The organism is Pseudomonas sp. TH10 (genome assembly GCF_016651255.1).
Lineage (GTDB): Bacteria > Pseudomonadota > Gammaproteobacteria > Pseudomonadales > Pseudomonadaceae > Aquipseudomonas.
Genome location: NZ_JAEKEG010000019.1, coordinates 42,386 through 51,820, shown reverse-complemented (window position 1 = coordinate 51,820; position 9,435 = coordinate 42,386). Strand labels below are relative to the sequence as shown.

General features: G+C 61.0%; 7 protein-coding genes and 1 pseudogene. 2 read left to right on the top strand and 6 right to left on the bottom strand.

Features of this window, described 5'->3' with window-relative positions:
• Positions 1 to 10: 10 nt before the first annotated feature.
• Positions 11 to 2,279 (bottom strand): annotated as a pseudogene (locus JFT80_RS02580) (heavy metal translocating P-type ATPase).
• An 84-nt stretch (positions 2,280 to 2,363) separates the two neighbouring features.
• Here JFT80_RS02580 and cadR point away from each other — a divergent pair.
• Positions 2,364 to 2,813, top strand: coding sequence for a Cd(II)/Pb(II)-responsive transcriptional regulator (gene cadR, locus JFT80_RS02575; RefSeq protein WP_007964189.1), 450 nt, complete (start codon positions 2,364 to 2,366; stop codon positions 2,811 to 2,813).
• Positions 2,814 to 2,850: 37 nt separating this feature from the next.
• On the opposite strand, the gene JFT80_RS02570 is transcribed toward cadR, so the two are convergent.
• The 3 genes from JFT80_RS02570 to JFT80_RS02560 form a co-directional block, all read right to left on the bottom strand.
• A complete protein-coding gene (locus JFT80_RS02570) occupies positions 2,851 to 3,822 on the bottom strand; it encodes a thymidylate synthase (protein WP_201146824.1) in 972 nt (323 codons plus the stop codon).
• Between the two features lie 50 nt (positions 3,823 to 3,872).
• A complete protein-coding gene (gene lgt, locus JFT80_RS02565) occupies positions 3,873 to 4,688 on the bottom strand; it encodes a prolipoprotein diacylglyceryl transferase (RefSeq protein ID WP_201146823.1) in 816 nt (271 codons plus the stop codon).
• 79 nt (positions 4,689 to 4,767) lie between these two features.
• Positions 4,768 to 5,550 (bottom strand): sulfite exporter TauE/SafE family protein, encoded by a 783-nt coding sequence (locus JFT80_RS02560; RefSeq protein WP_201146822.1) that lies wholly within the window; start codon positions 5,548 to 5,550, stop codon positions 4,768 to 4,770.
• Positions 5,551 to 5,682: 132 nt separating this feature from the next.
• Here JFT80_RS02560 and JFT80_RS02555 point away from each other — a divergent pair, with 132 nt between their 5' ends.
• Entirely contained in the window at positions 5,683 to 6,429 is a 747-nt protein-coding gene (locus tag JFT80_RS02555; protein WP_201146821.1) for an NRDE family protein, read from the top strand.
• Positions 6,430 to 6,559: 130 nt separating this feature from the next.
• Here the strand turns inward: JFT80_RS02555 and ptsP are convergent, their stop codons facing one another.
• The gene (gene ptsP / locus JFT80_RS02550; protein WP_201146820.1) at positions 6,560 to 8,839 is read right to left on the bottom strand and encodes a phosphoenolpyruvate--protein phosphotransferase; all 2,280 of its coding nucleotides are present in this window, start codon (positions 8,837 to 8,839) and stop codon (positions 6,560 to 6,562) included.
• Between the two features lie 22 nt (positions 8,840 to 8,861).
• The gene (locus tag JFT80_RS02545) at positions 8,862 to 9,341 is read right to left on the bottom strand and encodes an RNA pyrophosphohydrolase (protein WP_003229203.1); all 480 of its coding nucleotides are present in this window, start codon (positions 9,339 to 9,341) and stop codon (positions 8,862 to 8,864) included.
• Positions 9,342 to 9,435: the final 94 nt, after the last annotated feature.

Genomic DNA, 9,435 nt, shown 5'->3' with positions numbered 1-9,435 from the left:
TCCTCATCGCTTACTTGCGCAACAAACGCAAACCATTGAACACCACCAACAGGCCTCACGCCCATGTCGGCGAACACCGCCATCCACATGGTCGCGCGCCCGGCGAAGGTTACCGCAAGAAAGATAGCCTTGATCACCAGCGCCAACGCAATGTTCTGTTTCAGGATACTGGCGGTGTTGCGCGACAGGCTGATGAAAGCCGGGATCTTGCGCAGATCATCGTCCATCAGGGCGACATCGGCGGTTTCGATCGCCGTGTCGGTGCCCGCAGCGGCCATGGCAAAACCGATCTCGGCGCGGGCCAGCGCCGGCGCATCGTTGATGCCGTCGCCGACCATTCCGACCCGATGGCCCTGTGCATAAAGTGCTTCGATGGCTTGCAGCTTGTCGGTTGGCAGCAAGTCGCCCTTGGCCTCGTCGATACCCACTTGCGCGGCAATCGCCTGAGCGGTGTGGACGTTGTCGCCGGTAAGCATCAGGGTTTTGATGCCCAGTTCGTGCAGTTGCCGGATCGCCTCGCGGCTGGACTCCTTGACCGTATCAGCCACGGCGAATAGCGCCAGCGGGCCGGACTTGTCGAGCAACAACACTACCGATTTACCCTGTTTTTCCAGTGCAAACAGCTTCTCTTCCAGTTCCGGCGAGCAAAGGTTCAGCTCTTCCACCAGCCGATGGTTGCCCAAATGGTAGACCTGACCGTTGATTTCACCGCGCACACCGCGACCAGCCAGCGCTTCAAAGTTATCCACAACCAGCGGCGCGGATTGTTTATCCACAGCCGCATTGGCGATGGCCAAAGACACCGGGTGATCCGAGCGACCGGCCAGCGCCGCCGCAATCGCCGGGGCGGTGGCGTCAGCGGTTGGGTCAAGTGACAAATAATCGGTCTGCACCGGTTTGCCATGGGTAATCGTCCCGGTTTTATCCAGCGCCAGATAATCGAGCTTGAAACCGCCCTCCAGGTACACGCCGCCCTTGACCAGAATGCCTTTGCGCGCCGCTGCGGCGAGGCCGCTGACGATGGTCACCGGAGTCGAAATCACCAGCGCACATGGGCACGCAACCACCAGCAACACCAGCGCGCGGTAGATCCAGTCGAACCACACGGCGCCCATGAACAGCGGCGGGATGATCGCCACGGCCAAGGCAAACACAAACACCACGGGCGTGTAGATTTTCGAGAACTGATCGACGAAGCGCTGGGTCGGTGCCCGCGCACCTTGAGCCTGCTCGACGGCGTGAATGATGCGCGCCAGGGTCGAGTTGTTCGCCGCAGCGGTGACCGCGTATTCCAGCGAACCGGCCTGGTTGATGGTGCCCGCGAAGACTTTATCCCCGACGGTTTTTTCTACCGGCAGACTCTCGCCAGTGATCGGCGCCTGATCGATGGTCGAACTGCCGCTGACCACTTCGCCGTCGAGCGCAATACGTTCGCCGGGTTTGACCCGAACGCGCGCGCCCAACTGGACGATTTTCACGTCCTGTTCGAGCCAACTTCCATCAGCCTGCTGTACGGTGGCCTGCTCGGGCGTCATCTGCATCAGGCCGCCGATGGCGTTACGCGCACGGTCCAGCGAGCGCGCTTCGATCAACTCGGCGATGGTGAACAGGAACATCACCATCGCCGCTTCTGGCCACTGACCGATGAGGATTGCACCGGTCACGGCAATACTCATCAGCGCGTTGATGTTGAGGTTGCGGTTCTTCAGGGCAATCCAGCCCTTTTTATAAGTGGTCAGGCCACCGCTGAGGATCGACACCAGCGCGATGATTGCCACCACCCAGGTTGGCGCGGCGTTGGTGAAGTGGATGACTTCGGCAGCAAGCGCACCGATGCCGGACAGTGCCAGCGGCCACCAGTGTTTTTTCACAGGCGCAGGTGCTGGCGCGTCGACGCCCGCCTCCAGCGGCTCGGCGTGCATGCCCAAGGATTTGATCGCCTCGATGATGGGCTCCGTGCCCGGCAGCGTGTGGGTTACGCCGAGGACGCGATTGATCAGGTTGAATTCCAGTTGTTCAACGCCGGCGAGTTTGCCGAGTTTGTTCTGGATCAGCGTCTGCTCGGTCGGGCAGTCCATCGCCTCGATGCGGAAACTGCTCAACCGCGCACCGTCGGTCGGCGTTTCGCTCAGCTTTATCAGCGACGGCGCAGCGGCTTTGGAAGAACAGCACGAGTCGCCAGGGCTGCCATGGTCGTGCTTTTGTACAGGCTGAAGCCTGGGGCCGTGATCATGATCGTGCCCGTCGCCGGGCTTGTGGGTGTGCTGGGAATCGCTCATTGGTCGCGTCCATGAAGGTGCCTGTTGCCAAGTAAAGACCCTGTAGCCACTATAGGGTCAAGCACCCTTTTGGAGATTGCCGTCATGAAGATCGGAGAACTGGCCAAACTGACCGATTGCGCCGTGGAAACCATCCGCTACTACGAGCGCGAAAACCTGCTGCCGGAGCCAGCCCGCAGCGACGGCAACTACCGCGTCTACACCCAGGCCCATGCCGAGCGCCTGACCTTCATCCGCAACTGCCGCACCCTCGACATGACCCTCGAAGAAATTCGCAGCCTGCTGGCCATGCGTGACAGCCCACAGGATCAGTGTGCAAGCGTGAACACGCTGATCGACGAGCACATCCAGCACGTGAAGGCGCGGATTGACGGGTTACTGGCGTTGCAGACACAGTTGCTCGACCTGCGCCAACGCTGTGGCGAAGGGCCCGGGGCCGATCAATGCGGGATTTTGCAGCGGCTGGAAGTGAGTGGCGGAGTCGTCGCAACCGAAGTCGAACACTCCCACGTAGGCCGCAGCCACGGCCACTAAAAGCACCACCCATCCCCTGTAGGAGCTGCCGGAGGCGTTAGACTGCCATCGGCGCGGTCATTGGCGCATGGTGCTCGTAGCCTTCCAGCGAGAAGTCGCCAGGTTCGATCAGTTCCAGCCATTCCGGCTGGTACACGCCGGTCTTGGCAAATTCCGGTACGCGGTCGGAGATTTTCAGTTTCGGCATGGCGAACGGCTCGCGCTTGAGCTGTTCGTTGAGCATGTCCAAATGGTTCTCGTAGACGTGTGCATCACCGATGAAATAGGTGAACCAGCGCGGCGTGTAACCGGTCAGGCGACCGATCAGGCTCAGCAGCGCGGCGCCTTCGGTGAGGTTGAACGGTGTGCCCAGACCCAGGTCGTTGGAGCGGATGTAGAGGGTCAGAGAAATCTCTTTGGTCTCGACATTCGGGTGGAATTGATACAGCAGATGGCACGGCGGCAGGGCCATTTCGTCCAGCTGTGCGACGTTCCAGCCGTGGAACAGAATGCGGCGGCTACCCGGATCGTTGATGATCGTGTCAACGCACTGACGCACCTGATCGATGGCTTTGTACAGCACCACGTAAGCCTGGCCGTCTTCTTCGCCTTGAGCGATCTGCTTGTAGCCATTGCTCAAGGTTTGCTCGATGGCTGCCGTGTTGCTCAGCGGGATCTGCTTGTACGCCGGCCATTTGCGCCATTGCACACCGTAGATTTCGCCGAGGTCGTCGTCACCCTGGCGGAACGGGTTGGCCAGCCACTGCGCGTTTTCGTTGGCGTTCTGGTCCCAGACCTTGCAGCCCAGCGCGCGGAATTCAGCGGCGTTGTTGACGCCACGGAGAAAGCCGCACATCTCGCCGATGGCCGATTTGAAGGCCATTTTGCGCGTGGTGATCGCCGGAAAACCTTCCTGCAGATCGAAACGCAGCATCGCGCCCGGAAAGCTGATGGTGTTGATGCCGGTGCGGTTGGCCTGTTTGCTGCCGTTCTGAATGACGTGCGAGACCAGTTCGAGATATTGCTTCATGAGTTACCTGTGTCCTTTGAGCCCCGCCGTCGCGCGGCGGGGTTCGTAGTTTAAGCCGTCGGAGCGAGCGGTGCTGCCGGCGCGCGACGATAGGCCAGCCAGATCAGGAACAGCCCGCCGATGATCATCGGCACACAGAGCACCTGGCCCATGGTCAGCCAGTTCCACGCCAAGTAGCCGAGTTGCGCATCCGGCACGCGGACGAACTCGACGATGAAACGGAAGATGCCGTAGAACAGCGCGAACATGCCGGAAACGGCCATGGTCGGACGCGGCTTGCGCGAGAAAATCCACAGGATCAGGAACAGCGCCACGCCTTCAAGCGCGAACTGATACAGCTGCGACGGGTGACGCGGCAGTTGCGCCGGATCGCTGAATGGCGGGAAGACCATGGCCCATGGCACGTCGGTCGCCTTGCCCCACAATTCGGCATTGATGAAGTTACCGATGCGCCCGGCTCCCAGGCCGATCGGCACCATCGGTGCGACGAAGTCCATCAACTGGAAGAACGACTTGCCGTTGCGCTTGCCGAACCACAATGCAGCCAGCATCACGCCGATAAAGCCGCCGTGGAACGACATGCCGCCCTTCCACACTTCGAAAATCAGCGTCGGGTTGGCAAGGTAGGCGCTCAGATCGTAGAACAGCACATAGCCCAGGCGGCCGCCGACGATCACGCCCATCGACATCCAGAACACCATGTCGGAGAGCTTCTCCTTGCTCCAGGTCGGGTCGAAGCGGTTGAGCCGGCGCGACGCCAGCAGCCACGCACCGCCGATGCCGATCAGGTACATCAGGCCGTACCAATGGATTTTCAGCGGACCGATGGACAAGGCCACCGGGTCGATCTGCGGGTAAGGCAGCATTGCGACTCCTCGTTAGAGTTGAAACCAAAATTCCCGGGCGACGCTGCCACCTCAGGATTAAGCCAGGATTGCGGCGCGGCTAAAGCAGAAAGCTCACACCCACGCAGAACAGCAAAGCGGCGAACAGCCTTTTCAGCAAGCGCGGCGACAACTTGTGCGCCAGGCGCGCGCCGAGACGGGCGAACACCATGCTGGTCAGGGCGATGCCCAACAACGCCGGCAAATAGACAAAACCGAGACTATGCGGCGGCAACAATGGATCGTGCCAGCCCAGAATCATGAAACTTGATGCACTGGCCAAAGCGATCGGCAGGCCACAGGCCGACGACGTCGCCACGGCTTGCTGCATCGGCACGCTGCGCCAGGTCAGAAACGGCACGGTCAACGAGCCGCCACCAATGCCGAAAATCGCCGAGGCCCAGCCAATCACACTGCCGGCCACGGTCAGACCGAGTTTACCCGGCACCGTTCGGCTGGCCTTGGGTTTTACCTCCAGCGCCAGTTGCACAGCGATCACCAGGGCGAACACACCGATGACTTTTTGCAGATTGGGCCCGGAAATCGCTTCAGCGGTCAGCGCACCAAAACCGGCACCGAGCAGGATACCCACGGTCATCCACGCGAAGATCGGCCAACGCACGGCCCCGCGGCGATGATGCTCGCGAACCGCATTGACCGAGGTGAAAATGATCGTCGCCAGGGATGTACCCACCGCCAGGTGAGTCAGGATCGACGCATCGAAACCCTGCAAAGTGAAACTGAACACCAGTACCGGGACGATAATGATGCCGCCCCCCACCCCGAACAGCCCGGCCAGTACGCCCGCACAGGCGCCCAGCGCCAGATAGAGCAGAATTTCCATGGCCATATCCCTAGCATCGTGAAATCAGGAGCGGCATGGTAACGGATGCGGGGGCCAAGGCTCCACTGTGCAAGGCGATGGATCGACGGACGATGACTGCGTACAGTGGGAAAAAACGCATGGGACCCTCTTATGTGCCTGATTGTTTTTGCCTGGCGACCCGGGCATGCCCAGCCGCTGATCGTGGCAGCCAACCGCGACGAGTTCTACGCCCGTCCCAGCCTGCCCCTTGCGCAGTGGTCGCAAGCGCCGCAGGTATATGCCGGTCGCGACCTGGAAGCCGGCGGCACCTGGCTCGGTATCAGCGCCAATGGCCGCTTCGCCGCGCTGACCAATATTCGCGACCCCCATCAGCCACCAGCGCGCAAATCCCGGGGCGAGCTGGTAGCGCGGTTCCTCTGTGGAGACATGCCAATTGATGATTATTTAACCGACGTTGTCGGACGTTCGGTTGAATATGCCGGGTTTAACCTGTTGGTGGGCAACAATCATGAGATGTGGCACTTCAACGCCCGGGAGTCGGAGGCGGTGATGCTGCAGCCGGGTGTCTATGGTTTATCCAATGCCGGTCTCGACACGCCCTGGCCCAAGTTGCTCAAGGCCCGCTCGGCACTGGAAAGAGCGCTGGACGATCCACAGCCTGATGTTCTGCTCGCGCTCCTCAACGACCCGCAGACAGCCGACTTTGCCGAGCTGCCGGATACCGGCGTGGGGCTGGCAACCGAGGCGTTGCTGTCGAGTGTGTTCATTGCCAGCCCGACTTACGGAACGCGGGCGAGTACGGCGCTGATTGTGCAGGCGGATGGCACGCGGTATATGGTCGAACGGAGCTTCGGGCCGTATGGCGGGCATCTGGGGGAAGTGGAAATCAGGGTTTGATTTTGTCTTGCCTGTACCGGCCTCATCGCGCGCAAACCCGCTCCCACAGGGTTGCGCGGTGTGACACAGATTGCGGTCACACCAGAGACTCTGCGGGAGCGAGCCTGCTCGCGATCAGGCCATCAGCTATTTAGAGAACCTTGGCAGTCGCCGGATTATTGATCCGGGCCAACCCGAGGTTCTTCAGCGCCAATTGCAGCGAGCTGTGGATAACTTGCGGGTTATCGATGGTCATCAACTCCGCCAGCAACTCCTTGGCCTTGCTCAGATTGACCTGCCGCAACATCCACTTCACCTTGGGCAGGTTGGTGGCGTTCATCGACAGGCTATCGAAACCCATCGCCATCAACAACACCGCCGCCGCAGGATCACCGGCCATCTCGCCGCAGATACTCACCGGCTTACCCTCGGCATGGGCATCACGCACTACGTTCTGCAGCGCCTGAAGCACTGCCGGGTGCAGGTAATCGTAGAGATCGGCCACCCGCGGGTTGTTGCGATCCACCGCCAGCAGGTACTGGGTCAAGTCATTCGAACCGACCGACAGGAAATCGACTTGCCGCGCCAGCTCCTTGGTCTGGTACACCGCCGCCGGAATCTCGATCATCACGCCAATCGGGGGCATCGGTACGTCCGTGCCCTCGTCGCGCACTTCACCCCAGGCCCGGTGGATCAGGTGCAGGGCTTCTTCGAGCTCGTGGGTGCCGGAGATCATCGGCAACAGGATTCGCAGGTTGTTCAGGCCCTCACTGGCCTTGAGCATGGCCCGGGTCTGCACCAGAAAGATTTCCGGGTGGTCGAGGGTGACGCGAATGCCGCGCCATCCCAGGAACGGGTTGTCTTCCTTGATGGGGAAATACGACAGCGACTTGTCACCGCCGATATCCAGACTGCGCATGGTGACCGGCTGCGGGTGGAACGCGGCGAGCTGCTCGCGATAGATCGCCAGTTGCTCCTTTTCGCTCGGGAAGCGCTGGTTGATCATGAACGGCACTTCGGTTCGGTACAAGCCAACGCCCTCGGCGCCACGCTTCTGCGCCCGCGCCACATCCGCCAGCAGGCCGGTGTTGACCCACAGCGGCATGCGGTGGCCATCAAGGGTCACGCACGGCAGGTCGCGCAGGGTGTCAAGGCCCAGCGCCAGTTGTTTCTCTTCTTCGACGACTTCGGCGAACTGCTTGCGCAGCACGTCACTCGGGTTGGTATAGACCTCGCCGCGTGTGCCGTCGACGATCATTTCGATGCCGTCGACCTTGGCGTACGGCAGGTCGACCAGACCCATCACCGTCGGAATGCCCATGGCCCGCGCCAGGATCGCCACGTGCGAGTTACCCGAACCGAGTACCGAGACCAGACCGACCAGCGTGCCTTCCGGCACCTCGCCGAGCATGGCCGGCGTCAGTTCTTCGCTGACCAGAATGGTTTTTTCCGGGTAGACCAGGTTCTGCTGGCGCTCTTCCTGCAAGTAGGCGAGCAGACGGCGACCAAGGTCTTTGACGTCCGAGGCGCGCTCACGCAGGTAGGCGTCGTCCATCAGTTCGAAACGGTTGACGTGTTCGGTGACCACCTGACGCAGGGCGCCCTGAGCCCACTGGCCGGTCTTGATCACCGTGGTGATTTCGCTGCCCAGCGAGGCATCGTCGAGCATCATCAGGTACACGTCGAACAACGCGCGCTCTTCCGGGCGCAGTTGGGTCGCAAGCTTGGCCGACAAGGCACGCATGTCGGCACGCACACCTTCGATGGCAGTCTTGAACAGCCCAAGTTCGGCATCGATGTCGGTAATGGTCTTGTCCGGCACCACATCCAGATCCGCCGGCGGCAGCATGACCACCGCCGTACCGACCGCCGCGCCCGGCGAACCGGGAACGCCGACGAACTTCGCCTCCTGGATGCCCTTGCCCTGGCGCCCCAGCCCGCGGATCGAGCCGGTGGCCTCGGCGTGGGCAATAACGCCAGCGAGCTGCGCGCTCATGGTCACGAGGAAGGCTTCTTCACCTTCATCGAACTGGCGGCGTTCTTTCTGTTGAATGACCAGCACGCCGACGACGCGGCGGTGGTGAATGATCGGTGCACCGAGGAACGAGGCGTAACGCTCTTCACCAGTCTCGGCGAAGTAGCGATAGCGCGGGTGATCCGCGGCGTTTTCGAGGTTCAGGGGTTCTTCACGCGTGCCGACCAGACCCACCAGACCTTCGTTGGGTGCCATGCTGACCTTGCCGATCGAGCGCTTGTTCAAGCCCTCGGTGGCCATCAGGACAAAGCGGTTGGTCTCGGGATCAAGCAGGTAGACCGAGCAGACCTGGCTGCCCATGGCCTCTTTGACGCGCAACACAATAATCCCCAACGCCGCCTTGAGATCCTTGGCGGAGTTAACTTCCTGGACGATCTTGCGCAGCGTATTGAGCATGGCTCGGGGTCGAACTCCGTCGTCAGTCGCGCGCTAAAAGGCGCGGGGCAAGCTCTTTGAGGGCGCGGCGATACACCTCGCGCTTGAATGTCACCACCTGGCCCAACGGATACCAATAGCTGACCCAGCGCCAGCCATCGAACTCCGGTTTACCGGTCAAATCCATCCGCACCCGCTGCTCGTTGGAGATCAGGCGCAGGAGAAACCATTTCTGTTTCTGGCCGATGCACAGCGGTTGGCTGTGGGTACGCACCAGACGTTGCGGCAAACGATAGCGCAACCAGCCCCGAGTACAGGCCAGTATTTCAACATCTTCACGTTCCAGGCCAACTTCTTCGTTCAGCTCGCGGTACAAGGCGTCTTCCGGCGTCTCCTCAGGGTTGATTCCCCCTTGCGGAAACTGCCAGGCATCTTGATTGATACGGCGAGCCCATAGCACCTGGCCGGCGTCATTCGTCAGAATGATCCCGACATTGGGGCGGAAACCATCGGGGTCGATCACGGCAACAACCTCGCAAACGCATGTCGCCGCATTGTTCCACAAAGGTTGATAAGGCGGCAACGAAGCTTCCTACCTTATGTGCACTCTTGTGAAA